Raw genomic sequence first — 24,431 nt, 5'->3', positions numbered from 1 at the left:
GGGCATGCTGCCTTCTGCCAACTAGGAAGTCGAGAATGATGCAACGCTATCAGCGAGAGCACTTCTGGAATGCCGTCATTTGGCCGGTGTTATGGCCCCTGCTTCTTGTTCAAGCCGCATTGGTGTTGCTGTGCGTGTCGGTGGGGGCCGTGATTTGGCTGATGTCACCGGGTCAAGCGTCATGGACCACCACGCTGTGGCTCACGCTGACGCTGCTATTGGGTAGCTGCCTCAACGTCGGCGCGTTTTTAATGTTAATCAAAGCGCGCGCCAAGTTTAAAGACGCGCTGTTCGTGCAAGGTCTCAACGAGCTGGAGCGCCATATCGATACGCTTCAACAGGGGATGATGCCCCATGCCCCGCTGTTGTTGAACGAAGAGAGCCACGAGCGCCCGCTCAAACGGCTGACTCGCGCCAACGATCAATTGGCGAGCTTGGTGAGCGCGTTAGAGAAAAATGGCCATGTGGCTGGGGAAGCCACTGAGCAGCCCAAGTCCGATCAGGCCCTCTTGGAAGACTTACACCACCAGCAAAAGCAGCTAAAGCACCTCATGGCGGGAAGAGAGCGCGCCCGAGAGGAGTCGCGTCTAAAGTCTGGCTACCTGACGCTCATGCAGCGTGAAGCCGACAGCCTGTTCGATCATCTGGGCACCATGCTGACCGACGAGGCGTCCGATGCCTGTCGACAGAACGTCACCCACGTTCGCGAGCGGCTGGCGGATATTCGCTCGCTGTTGGCGAATTTCGTGCAACAGAGCGTGAACGAGGCCAATACCTACGACCTACCCATTTCTGATGAGCAAAGTCCGCGGGTGTTGGTGGTCGATGATGGCCCCGTAAACCTGATGCTGGCGCGGCAAATGCTGGAGTCGCAAGGGCTTCAGGTAGAGGGAGTCAGTAGCGGCGAGCAGGCACTGGAGCGTCAGCAGTCGGCTTTCTATGACTTGGTGTTCATGGATATCTTCATGCCCACCCTGGATGGGTTGGAAACCACCCGCCGCTGGCGACAGTACGAAGCGCAGCACTCCTCCAAGCGCAGCGTCATGATCGCCCTGACGGCCAATGCCGATAACGCGGGCAAAGACACCTGTGCGAACGCAGGGCTCGACGATATCCTCGCCAAACCTTATCAGCCCGATACCCTGCACGGCATGATCAAAAAATGGCTGCCTAACGCCCTGGAGAAGCCCAACGAATGACCTTTGCAGCCATTTTGGCCAGTTACTTATTGCTAGGTGCCGCGGCTGGCACCATGGCCGGTTTGTTCGGTGTGGGTGGGGGCATCATCATTGTGCCCGTCTTGGTATTTGCTTTCGGCTTACAGGGCATTTCCCCCGAGATCACCATGCACCTAGCAGTGGGCACCTCGCTGGCCACCATTGTCGTGACGGGGGCGTCCTCTGCGCTAGGCCACTTTCGTAAAGGCAGCGTACATCGTGCGTGGTTTTTAGCGCTGCTACCCGGGTTGATGTTGGGGGCCATTGCGGGCGTTTTCATCGCCGGTAATTTGTCGGGCACCGTGCTAGGCACCTTATTCGGCGTGTTCGTGCTCCTGCTCGCCACCAAAATGCTCATGGGGCTGACGCCCAAGCCGGGCACATTGGCCCCTGGCAAGGTCGCCATGACCGTGGCGGGAGGCGTGGTGGGAGCCATTTCTGCGCTATTTGGTATCGGCGGTGGCGCGATGACCGTGCCCTGGCTTTCACGCTGTGGTGCCACCATGACACAAGCGGTGGGAACCTCTGCCGCCTGTGGCTTACCAATAGCGGCGGTGGGGGCCGTCACGTTCGTCGTGGTGGGTTGGGGCAACCCCTTATTGCCGCCCTGGGCTACCGGGTTCGTGATGTGGCCTGCGTTCATTGGCATCGTCGTCACCAGTGTACCCTTCGCCCGCCTCGGCGTGCGTTTGGCGCACGTGCTGCCCGCCCATGTGCTTCGTTACTGCTTTGCTGCACTGCTCGCCGTGGTGGGGTTACGCTTCATACTGGCGTAACCCGCTGTGGCAAGTGGTGGCATTTCTTTTATTCGAATAGAGAAAGTGAATGATCAACTACCCAACGATAGATCCTGTCGCGATTTCCCTCGGCCCGTTGCAGGTACATTGGTACGGCCTCATGTACGTCGTCGGCTTCGTGGCCGCTTGGTGGCTAGGGTGCAAACGCGCCCCACGGCTTGGGCTGACCAAAGACGATATCGGCGATCTGCTTTTCTACTGTGCCATTGGCGTGGTCGCCGGTGGGCGCTTAGGGTATGCCCTGTTCTACGGCTTAGAGCAGTGGCTGGCCGACCCGCTCTGGATCTTCCGCGTTTGGGACGGTGGTATGAGTTTCCACGGTGGCTTGATGGGCGTACTGCTAGCTGCTTGGCTCTTCGCGCGTCGCAAACAGTTGGCATTCATCGCGCTGACCGATTTTATCGCACCGCTCGTGCCCATTGGCCTGGGGGCGGGACGTATCGGTAACTTCATCAACCATGAGCTGCCGGGGCGCATCACCTCGCTACCCTGGGGTATGCCCTTTCCCGGCATGGGGCCAGAACCACGACATCCCTCGGCCCTCTATGAGGCGCTGTTAGAGGGGGTGGTGCTATTCGCCATTCTCTGGTGGGTTTCCGCCAAGCCGCGCTCGCGTGGCTTCATCTCCGGCCTCTTCCTGCTGGGGTACGGTGTGTTCCGCTTCTTGGTCGAGTTCGTTCGTATGCCTGATGCCCATATCGGCTTCATCGCCTTCGGCTGGGTCACCATGGGCATGCTGCTTACGTTACCCATGATTGCATTAGGAGTGGTGTTCATGGCGTGGTCGCGTCATCAGTCTGTGGATGCGAAGTGGTAATTGGTAATTGGTAAATGGTGAATGGTGGGGACGCGCTCTCGTTGGTAGCCAATCAGCGGCCAGCGGCCTAGAATACAGCCCCACATTCGCTGTTAATCTGGAACTTCTGTGACTGCAACAACGCCCACGCCTGCCATGACATCAACGTTACCTGCGCTTGAACAGCCTTACCTAGATCTGATGCGTACCGTGCTGGAGCAGGGCGTTGACCGTGGCGACCGCACCGGCACGGGGACGCGCTCGGTGTTTGGGCATCAAATGCGCTTTGACCTCTCACGCGGCTTCCCGCTGCTGACGACGAAAAAGCTGCATTTGCGCTCCATCATCCACGAGCTTTTGTGGTTTCTGAAAGGGGATACCAACATTGGGTATCTTAAAGAGAACGGCGTGCGTATTTGGGACGAGTGGGCCGACGAAAACGGCAATCTGGGGCCCGTGTATGGCTATCAGTGGCGTAGCTGGCCAAATCCCAACGGCGGCAGTGTCGATCAAATTACCAATGTGCTCGAACAGATTCGCACGAATCCGCAGTCGCGTCGGTTGATCGTATCCGCATGGAACCCCGGCCAAGTCGATGAAATGAAGCTGCCTCCGTGCCACTGCCTGTTTCAGTTCTACGTCGCCAACGGTCGGCTCTCGTGCCAGCTATACCAGCGCAGTGCCGATATCTTCTTGGGCGTGCCCTTCAATATCGCCAGTTATGCGCTGCTTCTTAGCATGGTGGCCCAGGTCACGGGGCTAAAACCGGGTGAATTCGTGCACACGCTAGGGGATGCGCACCTGTACAGCAATCATCTCGAACAGGCTCAAGAGCAGCTCAGCCGTACGCCCATGGCGCCACCTACGCTGGCGCTCAATCCCGATATCAAAAACCTCTTCGACTTCACTTTCGATGATATTCAGATCGAAGGCTATGAGTCACATCCGCATATCAAAGCAAAGGTAGCCGTATGAGTCAGCAAGCCACCGCTTATGAATCGCTGGTGCCCGTCGCGATGATCGTCGCCATGGCCAAGAATCGCGTCATCGGCGTCGATGGCAAGCTACCCTGGTACTTGCCCGAAGATTTGAAGTTTTTCAAACGCATGACACAGGCCAAGCCGCTGGTTATGGGACGCAAAACCTATGCTTCCATCGGTAAGCCGCTGCCTAACCGACTCAATATCGTGGTCACTCGGGATACCCATTTTAGCGCCGAAGGTACGCGCGTGTGCCACGAACTGCCCGCTGCGTTAGCGCTGGCCGATCAGCAGGCGACCATCGAGGCGGCGGAAGAAGTCATGGTCATGGGTGGCGGCGAGATTTATCGTCAAGCTTTACCGTTTGCACAACGTCTCTACATCACGGAAGTCGATATCGAGGTCGAGGGCGACGCCCACTTCCCCGAGTTTTCCATGGACGAGTGGCAAGAAGTCCAGCGTGTACCCGGCCAGCCAGCGGAAGGGCAGCCGAACTACGACTTCGTTGTGTACGAGCGCGTCAGCGACTGATCAGGTCAAAGGAGGGGGTTATGGCCGCCAGCGTACTGCATCTATTAGAAACGTTAGAAACACGGCTCGAACAAAAAAATGCCGAACTCACTGCGCTGCGCGAGGAGAATCAGCAGTTAAAGCAACAACTCGCGGCACTGACGGCTCACGCTCCAGAAACGCCTGCCCCTATGCACGCCGCTGAAACAGAGCGCTCGGCAGCGGATAGTCATGCTTCCCAATCACTGCCTCAGCCAGCGCCGAGCGTTACCAGCTCGGCAGAGCCAGATGCGCCTGACACGCCCGCCGCACCACCTTCGCCGCAAGCGCTGCTGAAACAGTGGTATCAGCGCTACCCGAATGCTTTCTTTAAAGGGCATACCAAGCCCTTGAAGGTAGGCATTCACCAAGATTTGGCCGAACGCGAACCTTGGTCTGGCAAGTTGATTCGCCGCGCGCTGGCCAACTACGTCAATTTACCGCGCTATATCAAATCCATGCGCGAAGGGGCCGAACGTGTCGATTTAGACGGTCAGCCTGCGGGTAAAGTGGATAAAGAAGCTGCGCAACATGCCAGTGAGCGTCGACACGAGTCGCCCACGAAAAATGCGTCTGACCGCTCGGCCACCCCTGCAAAAAGCAGCGCTAATAAAACGAAGGCCAGGGCTGACAAGCTACATCGACGCGACCAACAGCCTGCTTCAAAACCAGTAACGTCCGAAAAAATCGAGCAGAAAAAGCCGCTTAGCATGGAAGAGAAACTAAAAGGCTTGCAGCAAAAATTCGAAGGCCGCTGAGACCCGAGGCCGTGCTGTGGGTTCCATAAAAAAACACAAATCGTAAAAAAACACTGTTTTTTTCTATTGCGTTCCCTGGAATCCCGGTATAGAGTTTGACCTGCGAGCATTGGACTATAACAAGGCTTTGTTGAGGACATGTCGCATACCACCGGGAAAAACCGGTGGATGAGAAAAAGAGCATGGCCCGCAAGCCACTTACTGGCTTCTTTGAAGGCCAGTAATAACGATCGAAACAGTAAGCTAGTTAAGGAACCTACATCATGAAAAAGACACTTTTAGCGACTGCTATTGTTGGTGCCCTGGGCGCCTCCGCTGCCGCTCAAGCGGCGACCGTTTATGACCAAGACGGCACCAAACTGGACGTTTATGGCCGTATCGCCATGGGCGTTGCTGGTGGCGGCCCGGAGTATGACTCCAACGGCAACTTCCAAGACAACGGCGAAGAGTTCGTAGACGTTTTTTCTCGTCTGGGCTTCCGCATGAGCCAGGAAGTAACTTCCGACCTGACCGCTTTCGGTCGTCTGGAGTGGCGCTTCACTGGTGACGAGAACGACACCGACGGTGGCTTCAACGAAATTCGCCAGAGCTACATCGGTCTGCAGAGCAAGCAGTACGGTACGTTCCAAGCTGGTAACTTTGACAGCTTCTACAACCAGTTCGTATCTCTGCCGTTCGACGTGTACATCGACCGTGGTCTAGAGTTTGCTGGCCACCGCAAACAGTCACGTGGTGACTCCATCGGTTACTACACGCCTGACCTGCAAGGCTTCACTGCATTCCTGCAGCTGAAACACTACAGCGTACGTGGCGAGTCTGCCCCGAATGCTGAAGGTACCGTCATTGCACCGCAAGGTGGTGTTCGTTACCAGCAAGGTCCGTTCACTGTAGGTCTGGGCTTCGTTGAAGACGTACGTCGCGTTGACCCGAACAACTCCGGTAACGGCGGCGGCAACGGCGAACTGCTGGGCGGCTTGATCGGTTCTTACGACGTGAACGATCAGTTCTCTGTACGTCTGGGCTACGAAGGTCGTGAGCACAGCGATGAAGTTGGCGGTGGTTTCGACAAAGTTGGTCTGGGTGCTACTTACACCACTGGTCCCTGGGCCTTCACTGGTGACATCTACGACGTAGATCCGGATGGCCAAGGTGCTGACAGCCGTACTTCTTGGGCCCTGGGTTCTTACTACAAAGTTTCCAGCAACTTTGACGTATTCCTAGAGCTGCAGCAGCCTGATCAGCAGTCCATCAACGTAACACTGGATGGCACTAACTCTGAAATCAATGCTGACGGCGATGACCTGTACTACCTGACAGGTGCTCGTTACCACTTCTAAGCCTTGGTTAAACCAAGCTTAAAGTTGTAACTCCTGTAGTAGATAATGAACCGGCCCCTCATGGGGCCGGTTTTTTATGCTTAAAAACTAGAAAATTCATCTCGCTGGCGAGATGTCTGTGCCTGACAATCAAGCTGTACCATCACAAAAGTTGGCATAGCATTACAGCGTTGCTGATAAACAGTATGATAGTCAACGTTTATCGCTGCCAGCCGATGTTTGAAAACACCGCGTCCGGCTGTGTTCATTAACGAACTATGTGAGTTGATAGGGAAAGTATGAACGTAACCGTGTTTGGAACAGGCTATGTAGGGCTGGTGCAAGGTGCCGTTCTGGCGGATGTGGGTCACAACGTCGTGTGTGTCGATGTCGATGCTGAAAAAGTCGCGCGTTTAGAGCAGGGTGTCATTCCTATTTATGAGCCAGGGCTCGAAGCTCTCGTCAAAGAGAACTACGCAGCAGGCAGGCTGACGTTTACCACCCAGGCTGAAGAAGGCGTCAAGCACGGAGAGGTACAGTTCATCGCGGTTGGCACGCCACCAGACGAAGATGGCAGCGCCGATTTGAAATACGTTCTGAAGGTAGCCGAGACCATCGCGACGCATATTGAAAAACCGGTGGTCATCGTCAACAAGTCCACGGTGCCCGTCGGCACGGCGGATAAAGTGACTGCCGTGGTAGAAGAAGTGTTAGCCAAACGGCAAACAAATCTGTCGTTCGACGTGGTATCCAACCCCGAGTTTTTGAAAGAGGGAAGTGCGGTATCCGATTGCAAGAAGCCTGACCGTATCATCATTGGCACTACGAACGATGCAACCATCGATATCATGCGTGAGCTCTACGCACCGTTTAACCGTAACCATGACAAAATCATCACCATGGACGTGCGTAGTGCCGAGCTAACGAAGTACGCGGCTAACTGTATGCTGGCTACGAAGATCAGCTTCATGAACGAGATGGCGAATCTTGCCGAGCGCTTGGACGCCGACATTGAAATGGTACGCCAAGGCATTGGCAGCGACCCTCGTATTGGCTACCACTTTATATATCCTGGCGCGGGCTACGGAGGCTCCTGTTTCCCAAAAGACGTGCAGGCGCTGATACGCACGGCTGAAAGTATCGCCTTCGACGCCAAAGTGCTAAAAGCGGTCGAAGAGCGCAATCAGCTGCAAAAAAATACCCTGTTCGAAAAAATTAACCGCCACTTCGACGGCGCACTGGAAGGTAAAGTCGTGGCGTTGTGGGGACTGGCCTTCAAGCCGAATACCGACGATATGCGAGAAGCCCCCAGCCGTGTAGTCATGGAATCTTTATGGCAGGCGGGCGCTAAAGTACAAGCGTACGATCCTGAAGCCATGGAAGAAGCGCAGCGAATTTATGGCCATCGTGATGATTTAACCTTGTGTGGAACGAAAGAAGGCGCGCTAAAAAATGCCGATGTTCTAGTGATCGTGACCGACTGGCAATCTTTCAAAGCGCCAGATTTTGAGTTGATCAAAGCAACGCTATCTCAACCGGTGATCGTCGACGGTCGCAACTTGTTCGATCCAAAACGTATGTCGAAAAGAGGCATTACGTATTACGGTGTGGGACGCTAACCCAAGATAATAAAGCCGAGTGCCTGAAGGGAATACTCGGCAATAAAACGCAAAAGACCGACTGTAATCATATCGATGCGATGAATGGAGAGTAGGAATGAGGGGGAAAGGAATGGACTCACAGGAAAGTGGGGCGACCACGCCAGAAGACATGACGCTGGTAGGGTTCGTCGTGCTTCTGCTGAAACAGTGGAAGATCATGCTAGCCTGCATAGCGTGTGTCATGCTGCTGACGCTGGCCGCTCTTTGGTTAAAACCGGTCAAATATGGTTTTGCCACCATGTATGCGGTGGCGTCTTATGAAACGTTGGAGGGCGAGCGAGAAGGGCTCGAAACGCCTGAAGAAGTCATCGCCAAATTAGAAAACGTCTTCATCGAGCAGCAACGTAGACAACTACTGGAAGATGAAAGCGTAGAAGGGATTCCATTCGATATCGACGTGACGAACCCCAGCAATACGTTGTTGCTACGTATTCTCAGCGAATCGGAAGAGGTCCACCAGCCCATGATCGAACAATTTCACGAAGGGCTGGTAAACGCTATCAAGCAAGATCAGCAGCAACTGGTAGAAGAATTAATGGCGGGGCTCGACGCCCAACAGCAAGCGTACTCGCAAGCACTAGAGGCTGCTCGGGCCTCCAGCAGCGAAAGCGCACGCGAGCTGGAAGCTTCTTTCTTCGAGAAAACGCTGCAACTCGAACGTCGTATCGAGAGCATCAATCCTGGTGACTCCACCCAACTCGCCGTGCAAAGTCTCGAACCGGTGGGGATCGGCAAAACTTTTATTCTGGCATTCGGTGTGCTCGTGGCACTGCTATTGGCACCTTTAGCCGCCGTCTTCAGCGTATTCGTCACGCAAGTGGCAGCTGCTTATCGGCGCGCCCAGTAATGAGAGGGCGTTAACGCACTCATTGCCGCCGGAGCCAGCGATGGATATGAAACTAAAACGGTGTATCGACTTGCTGTTGCTATGTTTTCTCATGGCATGGCCGTTGGTCGATACACTCAACGGCTACCTCTATTACCAAAGCGTATCTCTGCCCAGCATCTCCGCGCCATACAAAACGCTGGGGTTCGTTGCGCTATTGGTCGTGCTGATGATCTATCACGTGAAGCAGTTTTTATATCTACTGCTTTGCGCAGCGCTAATGGCCCTGTGTTTGTTCTATCAGGTAATGAACTATGGGCACGCGATAGAAAGCGTTACCTGGGCGGTGCGGGGATTGCTGACCTTAGCGCTGCTGTTCTATCTGGTAGGCGAGGCTAAGCAGCCAGAGGGCTTTTGGAGCCTGCAAAAACTGGCAGGACTGATGCTGTTTTACTTCATCGTCATGTCTGTGAACGTCTCGTTGGGCGTGTTAGGCGTTGGCGAATCGCAGTATGCCGGTGGGATCGGTGGAAAAGGTTTCATCATCGCAGGCAATGAAATGAGCTATTTGATGCTCGCGTCGGCCAGTATCGTGCTGTTTCGCTTGGCCGAAACGCGTGGCGCTGGAAGCCTGACGTTGGTGTTCGGTCTATTCCTGCTGTTTTTCCTGATGAAAGCCACCAAAGTAGCCATGCTGGGGATCTGCATGGTGTTCGTATTCGCACTGATCCACAATGGCTACTTCAAAGTAAGGCGCATCCCCACCGTGTACTTGATCACGTTGGTGGGTGGCGCGGCGGTCATCGTCTTCGGCTACCAGTTCATTCAAGCCGCCGGGCTGTTGGATCGAATGCTTTTTCTCTACAAGCTGCATGGCGGCTTTTGGGGAGCTTTGCTGAGCGGACGACTCTCGTTTTTAGGTGAAGCCGTCGAGCTGGTCGTCGTACCCTTTGGGTTTTGGGATGTGCTGTTTGGTGTAGGCGTCGATCACCTGCTGGCCGTGCGGGGCTCTCTGGTAGAGATAGATCTGATCGATGTCTTCATCAGCTTTGGCGTCATAGGTGGCGTACTCTTTTACCTGCCTTGGCTGCTAGGGGCCGTCTGGGCTACACAGCTACTCAAGCGGCAGCCAAGGTACGGCATGAGCTTTTGGCTGCTCATCATCACGGTCATTGGGGTGAGTCTTGCGGCGGGACACGTCGTCAATTCAGGTATTGCCTCAAGCGCAACAGCGCTACTGATCGGCTACCTCTATCAACTCAAAACCCGGCTGCCGACCTTCAAGGAGGAAGCGTGAACATTCTGTTAGTAGGCTCTTTTGGAGGCCATTTCATACAGCTCAAGCGGCTGTACGCCCAGCTTGCGCAAGAAACCGAGCAACATGACGTGGCGTTTAGTTTTGCCAGTACGGAGCCCGGACTCGTCGTGGAGGATACCCCGGCGCATTGTTGCCCAAACATACACCGGGGTAGCGGCATCAAGGCGCTGTGCTCTGCGCTGTGGCAATCCGTCAGAGTGTTGAGAGCGGCCAAGCCAGATGTGGTGATCTCCACTGGAGCACTGCCAGGCCTGCTGCTCTGCTTTCTCGCGAAAGTGATGGGTAAGCAGGTCATTTGGGTCGACAGCATGGCCAATTATCAGCAGCTCTCTTTTTCAGGCAAAATAGCGCGCTTTTTTTGCGATGTTTGCCTGACCCAATGGGAACATCTGGCGGCCAAGGACAAGCGCGTGCGCTACTGGGGGAAAGTCCTATGATCTTCATTACCGTCGGCACCCAGCTACCTTTCGACCGCTTGCTGGAACACTTCGCAGAGTGGCGCGACCAGCGCGGCTACTCAGGCAAAGTCGTTGCGCAAGTAGGCGAAGATAGCCGTTTTGTTCACCCTGACATGCAGCTTTTCAAAACGCTCTCGAGCGATGAGTACTATCATTGGTTTTGCCAAGCGCAGGGCATCGTCTCGCACGCTGGGATGGGCAGTATTCTGTCCTGCCTCGACCACGGCAAACGTGGCGTGTTCATGCCCCGTCAATACGCGTTAGGCGAGCATCGTAACGACCACCAGCGCGATACGGCTCAGGCATTTGCCGGCCAATACCCGTCACTGGCGTTTTGTGAGGATAAGCAGGCTCTTTTCAATGCGCTGGATACGTTGGTCCACGCGCCTGTTGGTGCCGAACCACTCGAACGAACAAGCCAAGACAACGCGCTAGGTCGGCGTATTGCCGAGCATCTTGGATTGAAAGGGCGCACCTCATGAAGCGTCTATTGTTATGGACGAACCTGTACCCCACCCACGCGGCCCCGCATTATGGCACCTTCGTCAAATCGACCGAGCAGGCGTGGCGGCAAGCGTTGGGCAGCGAAAACGTAGAGAAGGTGGCCATCCGCGAAAAGCCCACCAGTAAGCTCAGCAAAATCAGGCTGTATACCGACTTACTGGTACGCTGCGCGCTTTCGCTACGCAACAAGCCTGCAGGGACGTTGCTAGAGGTTCACTATCCGGTCTATTTTTTGCCGCTGCTCTACCTACTGGCCCTAATGAAACCCAAGCACTTTTACCTAGTGCTGCGTTTCCACGGGACGGATCTGGCGCAGATTGCCGGTTCTAGCGTGTTTCGTGGGCTGTTCGATCGGCTAAAAAGTAGCGTCGACCTGTGCGTTGCGCCTTCGGAGCATTTTCGGCATGAAATCCATGCGCGGTTGAAGGTGCCATTGGCGCGCATCATCAAAGTCTATCCAGACAGCGTTGGCGAGCTATTTGCAGCTCCGCTGCGCGCCTACGAACCAGCCCTCGACGATGCCTTCATCGTGGGCTGTGTATCTCGCTTAGAGCCAGGCAAGAACTGCCAAACGCTGCTGGAAGCCTTCGCTAAGCTGGACATCCCCAACAAGCGTTTGGTGCTAGTGGGAGATGGCTCTCAGCGAGCAGCCCTAGCGCAGTTGGCGCATAAGCTCGGCGTAGCCGATATCACCACGTTCAAAGGCGCATTACCTAGAGAGCAGTTGCCGGAGGTGCTGTCCGATTTTTCCGTCTTCGTATTTCCCTCGTTACGAGAGAGCTTTGGGTTGGTAGCTGTCGAGGCCTTGGCCTGTGGTGTCCCGGTCATTGCCAACGCGCAGTTGCACGCCGCCCAGGAGTACCTTCAAGAGGGCAAGAACGGGTACTTTTATGAAGGTGGTGTCGATGGTTTGGTCGCGGCCATTGAAACATTCCATACGCTGCCCGCAGCCGAGCGGGCAGCGTTGAGCGCGCAGGCCAAAAGCGTACGCCATCGTTTTAGCGACCAGCAGGTGTTCACTCAAGGGGTGAACGATATTTTGAGTCAGCAGCAAAGCGAATGAACATGTTGATGAATGGATGCGAAACGGGTGGCTGCAATGGGTAAGCCAAAAACCATGACATTTTCAGAACGTTTCCCGCCTCAGGTGGTGTTCCCCTTTTTTGATGTACTGGCGATTTTTGCGGGTGGCTGGTTAGCGCACTGGATGCGGTTTGGCTCATTTCACCTGCACGAGCGCTACGTGCTCGCGCTTATTTGCATCGGTTTACTGGTGCTGGTGATTAATAGCATGTCCGGTAGCTATCGTCGTTGGCGTATTACGCCCGTCGGGCAGATGTTAGGCAAACTGCTGCTGGTATGGGTGGCTGTCGGCATCACGGCTGCGTCACTCATCTACTTTGCTCACGCTGCCAACCGTTACTCTCGGCTCTGGATCGGTTTGACGCTCGCAGTTTCGTTTCTCGTCGCAGGCGGCGCGCGGTTACTGGTACAGCTTGCCTTACAGCACGTGCGTCTGAGAGGCGGTGCACGGCGCCCGGTCTTCCTGATAGGCCCAGCTACCAACGTATTGGGCGTAGCGGAGGGCATTCGTAGTGCCGCTTGGGAAGGGCATACCATTGCCGGCGTCGAGCGTATCAAAGAACAGGTCAACGAGGAGTGCATCGAGCGCATCGTCCGGCGCATCAGCCGTTCGAATGCCCGCGAAGTATGGATTTGTGTGCCCTTCGAGATGGGGCACGTCGTACGGTCGCTGTTTTTTGCGCTGCGTAACCACACCGCCGAAGTGCGTTTTATCCCAGCGTTCGAAGAAATGCATCTGCTCAACCACCGTATGAGCGAAGTGGCCGGGCATTACGCGATCGACCTGAGCGTATCGCCCATGAGCGGTATGTCGCGCTTTGTCAAACGTAGTGAAGACATCATCATTGGCACCCTCATCTCGATCATGATTTTGCCGGTGTGTCTGGGCATTGCGCTGGCTATCAAGCTCACCTCACCAGGACCGATACTCTTCAAACAGCACCGCGAGGGCTCCAACGGGCGTCGCTTCAAGGTGTATAAATTTCGCTCGATGCGTGTTCACCAAGAAGAGGCCGGCCAAGTGACCCAAGCCAAAAAGAACGACAGCCGCATCACGCCAATCGGAGCCTTTTTAAGGCGCACTTCACTGGATGAGTTGCCCCAGTTTTACAACGTGCTGCAAGGGCGCATGTCTATCGTCGGACCACGTCCACACGCACTGGCCCATAACGAGCAGTACAAAGAACTGGTGGAGTCTTACATGCGCCGTCATAAGGTGAAGCCAGGTATTACCGGCTGGGCTCAGGTCAACGGTCTGCGCGGAGAAACCGATACGCTGCAAAAGATGCAGCGGCGGGTCGAGTACGATTTGTGGTACATCGACAACTGGTCGCTTTGGCTGGATTTGAAAATCATCGTACTCACCGTCTTCAAAGGTTTCATTAACAAAAACGCTTATTAGACGGAGTTGCAACGTCGTTGAAAATGAAACGAATCCGCGTTCGTGGTAGCGAATCAGCACGTGAGTGGGGAGGGATAGTGGGTGTGATAGTATGGCACTTTTCAGGCGCTTGCCTGACTAACGTGCTTCTTCGTTGCCAGGACCCGTATTTCAATGACGTACCCTCCCCACGCTGCCACGAACAGAGCCGCCGAGCTGCCCAGTCAGCTCTCAAGTATGGCGGTTTTTCTTCTGACGGCCGTCTGCCTCATCCTTCCTAGTGGCTACTCCATCGGTGCAGTTATTCTCTTTCTGGCTGGTTGCTGGCTACTTATCACCCGTCGCCTGCCAGCGCTGAACAAGCACGATTTTTGGGTCATCGCCGCGCTGGTGGCCTACGCGTTGGTCAGCATGCTGGAGGCCTGGTGGGATGGCCAAGGCAGCCGAGGGTTCGATAAGCCCAGCCGTTTCATCCTGGCTATTCCCGCCCTGCTATGGGTGCTGCGGTACCCACCCAAGCTCGCCTATTTGTGGAGTGGCATAGCGCTGGGTGGCATCAGTGCGGGTGCTTGGGGTGGCTGGCAAAAGCTCGTCGAAGGCGTTGGGCGCGCCCAGGGCCATACCCATGTCATCCAGTTTGGCAATCTCAGCATGCTGCTAGGCGTGTTGTGCATGGCGGGCTTGGGATGGGCCGTCATTCAGCGCTATCGTGGTGTTTGGGTAGTGCTACTACTCGCTGGGGCGGCAGGCGGTGTGTTGGGGTCGCTTTTCTCAGGTAGCCGTGGCGGTTGGGTAGGGTTTCCTATCGTGCTACTGGTGCTCTACCGGGCTTATGGTACCCAGCTTTCGACCAAACTGAAGGCGGCCGCGCTAGCGGCTGTCGTGTTGGGTGGAATAACGGTGTATGCCGTACCGCAAATCGGTGTGCAAGAGCGTGTTCATCAAGCCTTTAGTGATGTGGCGCTGTACGCTTCCGGCGAAAACCGCTCGACCTCGGTAGGCTCACGGTTCGAAATGTGGCGCGGTGCTTCCCAGCTCATTCAAGAAAAACCCCTGACCGGCTGGGGGAGCAATGGTTACGCCCAAGCAATGGCCGACTTCGGCGAGGCGGGGGTTATCAGCGCCGAAGCCGCCCAGTATGGGCATGCCCATAACGAGTTCATCGATGCGTTCGCCAAGCGGGGGGTAGTAGGGCTGGCCGTGCTGCTGGCGCTTTATCTCGTGCCCATGCGTCTGTTTGCACGCCACTTGCAGGCTAACCACCTAGCCACGCGAGCCGTAGCCACTGCAGGGGTGCTGCTTCCCGTGACGTTCATGGACTTTGGTTTGACTCAAGTGTTCTTGGAGCACAACAGCGGCGTGATGATGTATGCCTTCATGCTGGCAGTGCTTTGGGGCATTTATGCACAGCAAATATCTCATAAAACTAACTAACTGTTTTAACGATAGATTAAGAATCGGCTGCACGGCCGATTTTTTATTGCTGGTAAGCAAAAATCAGTGACACTAATTAGAGTTAATTGAATGTACAAGGTTTGTCAACGTAGAGCCTCAGCAGTTAATCCCTTACAATGCTGGGTGCTTTTTAATAGCGCAGGTTAATTACATTTCATCCGCACAGCGTAGGGCAAGGGAATGCGCCCGTTACAATCCCTGGGCGGTAGCGTGCCTTTTTATTGGAAATCACCATGTCAAACTCCCCATTTTTTATAGCGCGGCCAGCTCGCATGCTGCTGGCCGCCTTGAGCGTTGCCGTGGTTAGCGGCTGCGCCACCTATCCTAGCGGCAACCAGCAGCAGGTGCAGTACGTGCTAGGCAACGACTCCGCCAAGCCGCTGCAAGACGAAAACCTCAACGGCTTTCTTGCCCAAGCGCCTGCCGGTGCCGTACTCAACCTGGTGCAAAGCCCCTGGGGCGATAACGTCGAGATCGTGGCAGATGCGCCCTATTTGGCCGCCAGCGGTAGAGAATGCCGTAAGCTGCGGGTCATCGAGCAGGGCAGCGGAGCGGCCCGTACGGCGCTGACGTGCGCTACCCCCAACGGGTGGGTAAACCAGCGCATGCTGCTGCCAGAAAGCCAGCAAGGGGCGATGTCGTTGACAGCGCCATCCTCCATGTCTCAAGGGACCTCTCAAGGGCGCTACTAATGAGTGTACAACGCGTAATGAAACGGCTTTCTCTCACGCGCCCGGTAGCGGTGTTATCCCTAGCTTTGTTGGGCACCGCTGCCAGCAGCGCAACCTGGGCACAAAGCATTAGCCTGCCCAATACCATCCTGCCGGAAGACCAATCCAACCAGCAGCCCGTCGAGCAAGTGAACGACACCCCCCGCGCCGACTGGCGTAGCGGCACCTACGGCCCCGTTAGCCAACCGCAGCAAAACCCCGATGCGTTGCCGCCCTTTGGTGCCAACCTGTTTACCGGCGGCTTTCGCGGGGCGATGGGCGATGGCCTAAACGCCGACTACCAAGTAAAACCCGGCGACCAGATCACCGTGCGTGCCTGGGGCGCGTTCGAGTTTGACCGCGTGCTGCCGGTGGATGCCCAGGGCAACATCTTTATTCCCGGCTCAGGCCCGCTCAATGTAGAAGGCCAAAACAGCCAGCAGGTCGATAGCCGCGTGCGGGGTGCGATTACCTCGGTGTACCCCGAAAACGTACAGGTATACACCAATGTACAGGGCGTGCAGCCCGTGGCAGTGTTCGTCACCGGTTACGTAGAAAACCCCGGCCGCTACGCGGGCACCCCCAACGACTCCGTGCTCTACTTCCTGGACCAAGCCGGCGGTATCGATCAAGACCTAGGCAGCTATCGCCAAATCCGCGTGATTCGCAACGACCAAACCGTCGCCACGGTGGATCTCTACGACTTCCTGATCAACGGCAGCATTGCCCGCCCGCAGTTCCAGGATGGCGACACCATCGTAGTGGAAGAGCGCGGCCCGGCCATTGCCGTAGTAGGCGATGTTCACCGTGAACATCGCTACGAGCTTATTGGCAACCAGCTCAGCGGTGCGGAACTGGTAAAGCTTGCCCGCCTTAGAAGCGGTGTCTCCCACGTGCTGCTGCGAGGCAACCGTTCCGATGGCCCCATGGCCCAGTACTTCCCGCTGAACGAGTTCTACACTCAAACCATTCGTAGCGGCGATGAAGTGGTGTTTAGTGCCGACCAGCGCAGTGAAACCATCGTGGTAGAAGTAGAGGGCAGCTACTACGGCCCGTCACGCTTTGCGTTACCCCGAGATGCGCGCCTGAGCGAACTGCTGGATGCCATTCCCGTGCCGGAAAACATGACCGCCGTGGAAAGCATTTCGCTACAGCGTGAAAGCGTGAAACAGCAGCAACAGCAATCGATGGAAGATAGCCTGCGCCGCCTGGAAACCACCTACCTAAGCGCAGAATCCAGTACCAACGAAGAAGCGCAAATTCGCGCCCAAGAAGCTGAGCTGATCCAAAACTTCGTGCAACGCGCCCGCGAGCTAGAGCCCAGCGGCCGATTGGTAGTGGCCTACAACGACCGCATTGCCGATGTTCGCCTACAAGATGGCGATGTGATCACCATTCCTGAAATCAGCGACTCCATCCTCATCAGCGGCGAAGTGCTTGTGCCCCAAGCAGCAGTCTATCGCCCCGGTATGAGCGTGATCGACTACGTGGAAAGTGCCGGTGGTTTCACCCAGCGTGCCGACGACGACCACATCCTGCTGGTTCGCCAAAACGGCGCGGTGGAAAACGCCCGCAACACCCCGCTACGCGCAGGTGATGAAATCCTCGTGATGCCAGAAGCGCCCACCCACAACCTGCAGCTAGCCGCCACGCTCACGCAAATCCTCTACCAAGTGGCTGTAGCTACTCGTGTTGCAGTGGATCTGTGATGGGTGGTTGGTAAATAGTGAGTGGTGTAAGCAGTATCTCGTAGCGCGGCGTAACGAAAGAGCGAGAACAACGAGCGAAAGAGGCACCGCAGCGGCGGACCTGCCCTAGGCGGCGCCAGCCGCCCTGGCCACGTACTGTTATAGACCCTTCATGTAAGTTCTCGACCTCAAAAGAAACGGCATCATGAATAACTCACACAGCGCCCCGAAAGGGGCGCGCACCCCTTGGCAAGTCACCCGCAGCGTGTGGTATGCCATGTTCATGCGGGAAGCGATTTCCCGCACCATGAGCGACCGCATGGGCTGGTTCTGGATGATTTTCGAACCTTTTGCGCTTGTTGCCTTAATGGTCGGTATTCGCAGTTTTATCAGCGGCGATAATTTGATTGCTAATGCCCCCTTCATTCCCTGGATGATTGTCGGAATGATGGGCTTTTTCTTAGTACGCGAAGGCATGCTCCGGGGCATGGGGGCGATTGAAGGTAACAGCGCTTTGTTTGCATACCGTCAAGTGCATCCTGTTGACCCTGTCGTAGTACGCAATTTCTTGGAAGGTACACTGCGTACTTTTGTATTTCTGATTTTTATTGCGGGCGGCTTACTGCTTGGTTTAGAGCTATTCCCCGATAATGCTGTTCGTGCAATATCAGCTTGGCTGGCGTTATGGGGGCTAGGCATAGGGTTGGGGTTAGTCGTTTCTGTAGCTTCGACGCTAGTGCCTGAAGTGGGTAAAATTATTCGTATAACGTCTCTTCCCTTGCTCATCTTGTCTGGAGTTCTGTTTCCCTTGAATCAGCTCCCTCATCGGATGCTGGAGTATTTAATGCTGAACCCTATTCCTCATGGGTTGGAAACGTTACGGTTAGGCTTTTTTGAAAATTATAAAGCTACTCATGGCACCAGTATGACGTATTTTTGGCTGGTAACACTTTCGCTGAATGCGCTGGGGCTGCTTATGCACCTCCGTTTTGTTGACCGGTTAAAGGCTAAATAATTAATGTTTATATCGTTCACTCGTTTTGTTAAGAAATCGCCGCATTGGGCGTTTGCATTAGTGGCAATTGCCCTTGTCAGCTTTTACTGGTTTGTATGGGCGCAAGAGCGTTATGTTTCCCGTGCTACCGTGGTGCTCGAAAGCTCGCAGGTGGCAACGCCTGATTTTAGCCTTTCTTCACTTATGGGAAGTGGTGCGGGCAATACCGCCGACCTTCTACTACTGCGTGAGCACTTACTGTCGGTCGATATGCTGCGTCTGCTAGACGAGCAATTAGGCATCCGCCAACACTACAGCGAACACGGCGACTTCTTCGCCAAGCTGCGTGATCCTAATGTACCCATCGAAGACCTGCACCAATACTATCTTCGCCGAGTCGAAGTGGAGATAGATGAGTATGCTGGTGTCTTGAATATCAGCGTGCAAGGCTATACACCTGAATTCGCCCATGACATGACATCGCTGCTACTAGAAGCGGGCGAAAACCACATGAACGAAATGGGGCACCGTCTAGCCGATGAGCAGGTGGTTTTCTTGGAACGGCAAATGATTCGCCTGGAAGAGCGTTTTGAAGAAACCCGCGCCCAGCTACTCGCCTTCCAAAACGAATACGGCTTGGTATCGCCCACCGCCACAGTAGAAAGCATTAACCAAGTCGTTGCCACGCTAGAAGGCGACCTTGCCCGCCTGCAGGCACAGCGCAATGCCCTAGCCAGCTTTCAAAGTTCACAATCGGCTGAGCTTCGACAAGTTGAACGTAATATAGAGGCACTGCGTGACCAAATTGCAGAACAGCGTGACCGCTTAGCCCAGGCGACGGGTAATTCTCTCAACCGAGTATCAGCCGAGTATCAAACATTAGAGTTACAGGCGCAGTTTGCCCAGGAAACCTACTCCAGCGCTCTTGCCGTGCTTGAAAACACGCGACTAGAGGCGGCTCGCCAGCTCAAACAGGTCAGCGTGCTGCAAAGCCCGCTCATGCCGGAATACCCTACCGAACCTAATCGACTCTACAACAGCAGCGTCTTCGCCATTATCACCATCTTCCTCGCGTTTATCCTTAGCATGCTCATCATGATCGTTAAAGACCACCGCGATTAGGATTGTTGGTGAGTGGTGAGTGGTGAGTGGTGAGTTGTTAATGGTGAGTAGTGAGTAGTGAGTAGTGAGTAGTGAGTAGTGAGTGGTGAAGGGTGAAGGGGGCTATCACCCCGTAGCGCGGCGTAACGAAATAGCAAGAGCAACGAGCGAAAGAGGCACCTGCGGAGGCGGCAACCGTCGCCCCGTTAACGCCACCACATGCCAAAACGCCTCATCGCTCAAAGAAAGCACGTTAAAAAAGCACGAAAAGGAATTCAATGCTCAACATCACCCACCACGGTGGAGCTAAAGGCGTCACTGGAAGCTGCCACCAGCTGACCCTCGATAGCGAACATTCACTGCTGATCGACTGCGGACTATTCCAAGGCGAAGACGCAACAGAAGACGCATTCGATCAGCTACAAATTGAATTCGACATCAGCACTGTTAAAGCGCTGGTCGTCACGCATGTACACATCGACCATGTAGGCCGCTTGCCTTACCTGTTGGCTGCCGGGTTCAAAGGGCCCATCATCTGCTCCATACCCTCGGCCAAACTGCTGCCCCTAGTGATCGAAGACGCGCTAAAAATCGGCTTCACCCGCAACGCCCAACTCATAGAGCGTTTCCAGCAGCAGCTAGAAAGCCAAATCGTCAGTGTGCCCTATGGCAAATGGCACACCGTGGTCGAAAAAAACGAAGAAGGCAGCATCACCACACGGGTAAAGCTCAAGCGGGCAGGGCACATTCTCGGTTCCAGCTACGTAGAAGTCGCCCACCAGTACCCTGATGGCAAAAAAGAGCGCGTCATCTTCAGCGGCGATTTAGGCGCCCCCTACGCACCGCTACTCCCCGCACCTAAATCCCCCTACGGCTGCGAACAACTAGTACTCGAAAGCACCTACGGCGACCGACACCACCCCGGCCGCCGCCAGCGCCGCGCCACTTTAAAACATGCCATCGAGCAAGCACTCACCAACGGCGGCACGGTCATGGTGCCCGCCTTCAGCATAGGCCGCACACAAGAGCTACTCTACGAGCTGGAAGGCATCATTTATGAAGCCGAGCGTAATGCCAAACGCGGCTTACCCAAAAGCCAATGGCAAGCGCTAGAAATCATTGTCGATTCACCGCTCGCCGCCCGCTTTACCCAGGTATACCGCCAGCTAAAACCCTATTGGGACAACGAAGCCCAGCGCCGCCTACGCAGCGGCCGACACCCGCTCAACTTCGATAACCTCTACACCGTAGAAAGCCACGAAGCCCACGAGCAAACGGTAGCGTATTTAGCCAACACAGGCCGCCCCGCCGTCGTGATCGCCGCCAGCGGCATGTGTGCAGGTGGGCGCATCATGAACTACCTAAAAGCCATGCTTGGCGATGAGCGCCACCAAGTACTGTTCGTAGGCTACCAAGGCGCAGGCACCCCAGGCCGCGCCATACAGCAGTACGGCCCTCAAGGCGGTTGGGTAGAAATAGACGGAGAGCGTTTGGACATCAAAGCAGGCGTCACCTCCATCAGCGGTTACTCCGCCCACGCCGACCAAAAAGACCTGCTCAACTTCGTCAAACGCATGCGTCGCTGGCCCCACACCATTCGCCTAGTTCACGGTGAACGGGCTGCGCGCATAGTGCTCAAAGGTGCACTGGAAAGTCTCTATAAGCGCAAAGGCAAAAAAGTGAGAGTAGTGACCGAGGTGTAATCACATTCAGAACTTATCACTCACCATTCACACCTTACGATTCACAAACAAATGATCGAAATTCGTAATCTCTACAAGCGCTACCACAACCACCACGGTAGTGATTGGGTGCTGAAAGACATCAACCTCACCATACCGACTGGCGTGAGTGTGGGGTTAATAGGCGCTAATGGTGCTGGTAAATCTACACTGCTGCGCCTGATTGCAGGCATGGACTCGCCTGAACGCGGAGAGGTGATTCGTCATAGCCGCGTTTCCTGGCCGGTTGGGCTGGCGGGGGGTATGCAGAACAACATGACGGGGCGGCAAAACGCCAAGTTTGTAGCGCGCGTTCAAGGCAGTAACACCAAAGACGTCAAGCGAGTCATCCAGTTTGTCGAAGAGTTTGCGGAAATCGGTGAAGCGTTTGACGAGCCCGTGCGTACTTACTCCTCGGGGATGCGTTCACGCGTATCGTTTGGTCTGTCGTTAGCGTTTGATTTTGACGTTTATATTTCAGACGAAGCCACCGCCGTAGGCGACAAGGCGTTTAAAGATAAAGCCAAGGCACTGTTTCAGTCCAAGGTGGGAAAGGCATCGCTCATTATGGTCTCCCACTCAGAAGGCATCTTAAAAGACCTATGCCAAGCAGGCCTTTACCTGAAAGAAGGGCAGGCTTATTGGTACGACGACATTAAAGAAGCGGTCAGGGCGTATCACAGTGATATTCAAGCAGGGAAAGCGCCCGTTCCGAAAGCCAATGCGGATAACCCCAGGCGCTTCGATCATTTGCCCGGCACTATTCCAGAAGCTGAAAAACACCTCAATGACGTAAAGCGCAAGCTAGCAGAAGCTCAGAAATCGTTAGAGGTCGCTAAAACGCAAAAGCTACTTCCGCTGTATCAAAAATACATTGCCGACGATATTCCCAAGCGTGAACAACAGATCAAAAATGCCCAGCTTCATCTTGAAGCACTCAAAAAAGAGCAGGGCGCTTTAACCTCAGCTAACGATTAAGTTGCGCTGGCTAACGTGTAATTATTGCAAGGATAGAGACTCATGGCACATAAAACATTCCTCATCACCGGCGGTGCCGGCTTTATTGGCTCGGCAGTGGTGCGTGAGCTGGTGCACAACTCCCAGCATCACGTGGTGAATGTCGATAAGCTGACATACGCAGGTAATTTGGAATCGCTAGCCACTGTTCAAGGAAACGAGCGCTATACGTTTGTGCAAGCAGATATTTGTGATGCCCCAGCGATGCAAAAACTGTTTGAGCAGCACCAGCCAGATATTGTGATGCACCTGGCCGCCGAGAGCCATGTAGACCGCTCGATTGATGGCCCTGCTGAATTTATTCAAACTAACGTTGTTGGCACGGCTGTTCTGCTGGAAGCGGCCCGCGCCTACTGGAAAACCCTTCAAGAAACGAACGCCGCCAAAGCAGAAGCATTCCGTTTTCATCACATCTCTACCGATGAAGTGTACGGTGACTTGGAAGGCACCGATGATCTCTTCACCGAGACGACACCCTACGCGCCAAGCTCGCCTTACTCCGCCAGCAAAGCTAGTTCCGACCACCTCGTGCGTGCTTGGCAGCGTACTTACGGCCTACCTACGTTAGTGACGAACTGCTCGAATAACTACGGCCCGTACCACTTTCCGGAAAAACTCATTCCGTTGATGATTCTCAATGCACTGGCAGGCAAGCCGCTGCCAGTTTATGGCGACGGCCAGCAAATCCGCGATTGGCTCTACGTGGAAGACCACGCGCGTGCGCTCATCAAAGTCGCCACCGAAGGCCAAGTAGGCGACACCTACAACATTGGTGGGCATAACGAAAAAGCCAACTTGACCGTGGTTGAAACTCTCTGCGATCTGCTGCAAGAGTTAGTGCCTAACGAAAAGTCTTACCGCGACCAAATTACCTTCGTCACCGACCGCCCCGGCCACGACGTACGCTACGCTATTGACGCCAGCAAAATCGAACGCGAACTCGGCTGGACACCAGCAGAAACCTTCGAAACCGGCCTACGCAAAACAGTCGAATGGTATCTCGCCAACGAAACCTGGTGGAAGCGCGTACAAGACGGCAGCTACCAAGGCCAGCGTCTCGGAAGTTTATAAGGAGCGAGCACCATGACCCCTCACCCCTCACACCTCACCCCTCACCATTTGCCCCTCACGATTTTTATCACCGGCGGCAATGGCCAAGTGGGCTTTGAGCTTCAGCGCCAGTTTTCTACGTTGGGCACTATTCTTGCACCCACCCGGCAAGCGCTCGATTTAACGGATGCAAACGCCATAGATGCCTACTTAGCACAGCACCAGCCCGCCCTGATTCTAAATGCGGCGGCGTATACTGCTGTCGACAAAGCCGAAAGTGAGCCAGAGCAGGCCAAGCGACTAAACGCCGAGCTACCTGCGCAATTAGCTGCCTATGCCGCTAAGCAGGGCATTCCACTAGTGCACTATTCGAGTGATTACGTATACCCAGGCAACGGCGAAATCCCCTGGCAAGAAGATAGCCCCACCGGGCCGCTGAGCGTATACGGCCAAACAAAGCTAGAGGGCGATGAGGCAGTAGAGAAAAGCGGCGCTAGCTATTTGATTTTCCGCACTAGCTGGGTATACGCCGCTCGTGGTAAAAACTTCATGAAAACCATGCTGCACCTGGGCCGCGAGCGTGAATCGCTGAACATCGTCAACGATCAAATAGGCGCACCCACTCCAGCACGTCTTATTGCCCAAGTGACCGCGATGTCATTCACCACCCAAGGTAACTCATGCACGATTTACGGTTTACAAGCTAAAACTCATCTCCCGACAGGCATTTATCACTTGGCTCCTCGTGGTGAAACTAGCTGGCATGGCTTTGCGAGTGAAATTTTTGCCCAAGCCCGAGTAGAAGGCCAACCGTTAGCCATTACGCCGGAAGCAACAGGGGGAATTCCTACAGCAGATTACCCGACCCCTGCCCAGCGACCACTGAACTCACGTATGGCGTTAGGTAAGTTGGAAAACGCACTAGGCATCTCCCTGCCTACTTGGCAAAGCCAACTGGCGTTAACGTTAAAAGAACATTTAGAAAGTTAAAAAAGCAAATGAGCCACGGAAGGTCGTGTTACGCCACGGCGACTTGGAAAGCATGCAAAAA

At 54.9% G+C, this 24,431-nt stretch carries 23 protein-coding genes; all 23 read left to right on the top strand.

Translation table 11 applies throughout. The features are described 5' to 3' along the window. Positions 1–35: 35 nt before the first annotated feature. Positions 36–1,199, top strand: a complete 1,164-nt coding sequence (locus CTT34_RS12305; protein ID WP_368026782.1) for a response regulator — start codon at positions 36–38, stop codon at positions 1,197–1,199. After that, the gene (locus tag CTT34_RS12300; RefSeq protein ID WP_159342692.1) at positions 1,196–1,993 is read left to right on the top strand and encodes a sulfite exporter TauE/SafE family protein; all 798 of its coding nucleotides are present in this window, start codon (positions 1,196–1,198) and stop codon (positions 1,991–1,993) included. Before CTT34_RS12305 ends, CTT34_RS12300 begins: the two co-directional genes overlap by 4 nt. Positions 1,994–2,042: 49 nt before the next feature. Then, complete coding sequence (gene lgt, locus CTT34_RS12295; RefSeq protein WP_159342691.1) at positions 2,043–2,831, top strand: prolipoprotein diacylglyceryl transferase; 789 nt, start codon at positions 2,043–2,045, stop codon at positions 2,829–2,831. A 135-nt stretch (positions 2,832–2,966) separates the two neighbouring features. Then, a complete protein-coding gene (locus CTT34_RS12290) occupies positions 2,967–3,785 on the top strand; it encodes a thymidylate synthase (RefSeq protein WP_174788545.1) in 819 nt (272 codons plus the stop codon). Next, complete coding sequence (locus CTT34_RS12285) at positions 3,782–4,321, top strand: dihydrofolate reductase (RefSeq protein ID WP_159342689.1); 540 nt, start codon at positions 3,782–3,784, stop codon at positions 4,319–4,321. The genes CTT34_RS12290 and CTT34_RS12285 overlap by 4 nt, the downstream gene beginning before the upstream one ends. A gap of 20 nt (positions 4,322–4,341) precedes the next feature. Beyond that, complete coding sequence (locus CTT34_RS12280) at positions 4,342–5,097, top strand: ProQ/FINO family protein (RefSeq protein ID WP_159342688.1); 756 nt, start codon at positions 4,342–4,344, stop codon at positions 5,095–5,097. 263 nt (positions 5,098–5,360) lie between these two features. Beyond that, positions 5,361–6,434 (top strand): porin, encoded by a 1,074-nt coding sequence (locus CTT34_RS12275; RefSeq protein ID WP_159342687.1) that lies wholly within the window; start codon positions 5,361–5,363, stop codon positions 6,432–6,434. Between the two features lie 278 nt (positions 6,435–6,712). Continuing rightward, a complete protein-coding gene (locus tag CTT34_RS12270; RefSeq protein WP_159342686.1) occupies positions 6,713–8,032 on the top strand; it encodes a UDP-glucose dehydrogenase family protein in 1,320 nt (439 codons plus the stop codon). A gap of 112 nt (positions 8,033–8,144) precedes the next feature. After that, complete coding sequence (locus CTT34_RS12265) at positions 8,145–8,921, top strand: DUF4330 domain-containing protein (protein ID WP_254436374.1); 777 nt, start codon at positions 8,145–8,147, stop codon at positions 8,919–8,921. A 40-nt stretch (positions 8,922–8,961) separates the two neighbouring features. Beyond that, positions 8,962–10,197 carry a hypothetical protein gene (locus tag CTT34_RS12260; RefSeq protein ID WP_159342685.1) on the top strand — a complete coding sequence of 412 codons (1,236 nt, stop codon included), beginning with the start codon at positions 8,962–8,964 and terminating at the stop codon, positions 10,195–10,197. Further along, on the top strand, positions 10,194–10,655 hold the full coding sequence (locus tag CTT34_RS12255; RefSeq protein WP_159342684.1) for a glycosyltransferase: 462 nt from the start codon (positions 10,194–10,196) through the stop codon (positions 10,653–10,655). The genes CTT34_RS12260 and CTT34_RS12255 overlap by 4 nt, the downstream gene beginning before the upstream one ends. After that, the gene (locus CTT34_RS12250) at positions 10,652–11,158 is read left to right on the top strand and encodes a glycosyltransferase (protein WP_159342683.1); all 507 of its coding nucleotides are present in this window, start codon (positions 10,652–10,654) and stop codon (positions 11,156–11,158) included. The genes CTT34_RS12255 and CTT34_RS12250 overlap by 4 nt, the downstream gene beginning before the upstream one ends. Then, complete coding sequence (locus CTT34_RS12245; RefSeq protein ID WP_159342682.1) at positions 11,155–12,243, top strand: glycosyltransferase family 4 protein; 1,089 nt, start codon at positions 11,155–11,157, stop codon at positions 12,241–12,243. The genes CTT34_RS12250 and CTT34_RS12245 overlap by 4 nt, the downstream gene beginning before the upstream one ends. A gap of 54 nt (positions 12,244–12,297) precedes the next feature. Then, positions 12,298–13,665, top strand: a complete 1,368-nt coding sequence (locus CTT34_RS12240; protein WP_167520882.1) for an undecaprenyl-phosphate glucose phosphotransferase — start codon at positions 12,298–12,300, stop codon at positions 13,663–13,665. A gap of 153 nt (positions 13,666–13,818) precedes the next feature. Then, entirely contained in the window at positions 13,819–15,078 is a 1,260-nt protein-coding gene (locus CTT34_RS12235; protein WP_159342680.1) for an O-antigen ligase family protein, read from the top strand. Between the two features lie 254 nt (positions 15,079–15,332). Then, complete coding sequence (locus CTT34_RS12230) at positions 15,333–15,791, top strand: DVU3141 family protein (RefSeq protein WP_159342679.1); 459 nt, start codon at positions 15,333–15,335, stop codon at positions 15,789–15,791. Then, the gene (locus CTT34_RS12225; RefSeq protein WP_159342678.1) at positions 15,791–17,518 is read left to right on the top strand and encodes a polysaccharide biosynthesis/export family protein; all 1,728 of its coding nucleotides are present in this window, start codon (positions 15,791–15,793) and stop codon (positions 17,516–17,518) included. The genes CTT34_RS12230 and CTT34_RS12225 overlap by 1 nt, the downstream gene beginning before the upstream one ends. Before the next feature lie 184 nt (positions 17,519–17,702). Beyond that, positions 17,703–18,512: an ABC transporter permease gene (locus CTT34_RS12220; protein ID WP_159342677.1), complete on the top strand. Its 810-nt coding sequence runs from the start codon at positions 17,703–17,705 to the stop codon at positions 18,510–18,512. Positions 18,513–18,515: 3 nt separating this feature from the next. Further along, positions 18,516–19,613: a KpsE/RkpR family capsule polysaccharide export protein gene (locus CTT34_RS12215; RefSeq protein WP_159342676.1), complete on the top strand. Its 1,098-nt coding sequence runs from the start codon at positions 18,516–18,518 to the stop codon at positions 19,611–19,613. A 257-nt stretch (positions 19,614–19,870) separates the two neighbouring features. Continuing rightward, on the top strand, positions 19,871–21,295 hold the full coding sequence (locus CTT34_RS12210; RefSeq protein WP_159342675.1) for an MBL fold metallo-hydrolase: 1,425 nt from the start codon (positions 19,871–19,873) through the stop codon (positions 21,293–21,295). Between the two features lie 51 nt (positions 21,296–21,346). Continuing rightward, positions 21,347–22,291 carry an ABC transporter ATP-binding protein gene (locus tag CTT34_RS12205; protein ID WP_159342674.1) on the top strand — a complete coding sequence of 315 codons (945 nt, stop codon included), beginning with the start codon at positions 21,347–21,349 and terminating at the stop codon, positions 22,289–22,291. Between the two features lie 42 nt (positions 22,292–22,333). Beyond that, positions 22,334–23,401 carry a dTDP-glucose 4,6-dehydratase gene (rfbB, locus tag CTT34_RS12200; protein ID WP_159342673.1) on the top strand — a complete coding sequence of 356 codons (1,068 nt, stop codon included), beginning with the start codon at positions 22,334–22,336 and terminating at the stop codon, positions 23,399–23,401. Between the two features lie 12 nt (positions 23,402–23,413). Then, complete coding sequence (gene rfbD / locus CTT34_RS12195; RefSeq protein WP_159342672.1) at positions 23,414–24,370, top strand: dTDP-4-dehydrorhamnose reductase; 957 nt, start codon at positions 23,414–23,416, stop codon at positions 24,368–24,370. The last annotated feature ends 61 nt before the right edge of the window (positions 24,371–24,431 follow it).

The sequence above is a fragment of the Halomonas meridiana genome, from assembly GCF_009846525.1.
GTDB lineage: Bacteria > Pseudomonadota > Gammaproteobacteria > Pseudomonadales > Halomonadaceae > Vreelandella.
The sequence above is the reverse complement of the archived record's forward strand: the minus strand, read 5'-3'. Positions and strand labels throughout refer to the sequence as shown.

What these genes read in the sequence shown, in the direction of transcription:
- lgt (WP_159342691.1), top strand. Translation starts at nt 2,043, where the DNA reads ATGATCAACTACCCAACGATAGATCCTGTCGCGATTTCCCTCGGCCCG.
- CTT34_RS12285 (WP_159342689.1), top strand. Translation starts at nt 3,782, where the DNA reads ATGAGTCAGCAAGCCACCGCTTATGAATCGCTGGTGCCCGTCGCGATG.
- CTT34_RS12220 (WP_159342677.1), top strand. Translation starts at nt 17,703, where the DNA reads ATGAATAACTCACACAGCGCCCCGAAAGGGGCGCGCACCCCTTGGCAA.
- rfbD (WP_159342672.1), top strand. Translation starts at nt 23,414, where the DNA reads ATGACCCCTCACCCCTCACACCTCACCCCTCACCATTTGCCCCTCACG.
- CTT34_RS12210 (WP_159342675.1), top strand. Translation starts at nt 19,871, where the DNA reads ATGCTCAACATCACCCACCACGGTGGAGCTAAAGGCGTCACTGGAAGC.
- CTT34_RS12235 (WP_159342680.1), top strand. Translation starts at nt 13,819, where the DNA reads ATGACGTACCCTCCCCACGCTGCCACGAACAGAGCCGCCGAGCTGCCC.
- rfbB (WP_159342673.1), top strand. Translation starts at nt 22,334, where the DNA reads ATGGCACATAAAACATTCCTCATCACCGGCGGTGCCGGCTTTATTGGC.
- CTT34_RS12260 (WP_159342685.1), top strand. Translation starts at nt 8,962, where the DNA reads ATGGATATGAAACTAAAACGGTGTATCGACTTGCTGTTGCTATGTTTT.
- CTT34_RS12275 (WP_159342687.1), top strand. Translation starts at nt 5,361, where the DNA reads ATGAAAAAGACACTTTTAGCGACTGCTATTGTTGGTGCCCTGGGCGCC.
- CTT34_RS12250 (WP_159342683.1), top strand. Translation starts at nt 10,652, where the DNA reads ATGATCTTCATTACCGTCGGCACCCAGCTACCTTTCGACCGCTTGCTG.
- CTT34_RS12240 (WP_167520882.1), top strand. Translation starts at nt 12,298, where the DNA reads ATGACATTTTCAGAACGTTTCCCGCCTCAGGTGGTGTTCCCCTTTTTT.
- CTT34_RS12230 (WP_159342679.1), top strand. Translation starts at nt 15,333, where the DNA reads ATGTCAAACTCCCCATTTTTTATAGCGCGGCCAGCTCGCATGCTGCTG.
- CTT34_RS12290 (WP_174788545.1), top strand. Translation starts at nt 2,967, where the DNA reads ATGACATCAACGTTACCTGCGCTTGAACAGCCTTACCTAGATCTGATG.
- CTT34_RS12215 (WP_159342676.1), top strand. Translation starts at nt 18,516, where the DNA reads ATGTTTATATCGTTCACTCGTTTTGTTAAGAAATCGCCGCATTGGGCG.
- CTT34_RS12300 (WP_159342692.1), top strand. Translation starts at nt 1,196, where the DNA reads ATGACCTTTGCAGCCATTTTGGCCAGTTACTTATTGCTAGGTGCCGCG.
- CTT34_RS12280 (WP_159342688.1), top strand. Translation starts at nt 4,342, where the DNA reads ATGGCCGCCAGCGTACTGCATCTATTAGAAACGTTAGAAACACGGCTC.
- CTT34_RS12205 (WP_159342674.1), top strand. Translation starts at nt 21,347, where the DNA reads ATGATCGAAATTCGTAATCTCTACAAGCGCTACCACAACCACCACGGT.
- CTT34_RS12270 (WP_159342686.1), top strand. Translation starts at nt 6,713, where the DNA reads ATGAACGTAACCGTGTTTGGAACAGGCTATGTAGGGCTGGTGCAAGGT.
- CTT34_RS12225 (WP_159342678.1), top strand. Translation starts at nt 15,791, where the DNA reads ATGAGTGTACAACGCGTAATGAAACGGCTTTCTCTCACGCGCCCGGTA.
- CTT34_RS12305 (WP_368026782.1), top strand. Translation starts at nt 36, where the DNA reads ATGATGCAACGCTATCAGCGAGAGCACTTCTGGAATGCCGTCATTTGG.
- CTT34_RS12265 (WP_254436374.1), top strand. Translation starts at nt 8,145, where the DNA reads ATGGACTCACAGGAAAGTGGGGCGACCACGCCAGAAGACATGACGCTG.
- CTT34_RS12245 (WP_159342682.1), top strand. Translation starts at nt 11,155, where the DNA reads ATGAAGCGTCTATTGTTATGGACGAACCTGTACCCCACCCACGCGGCC.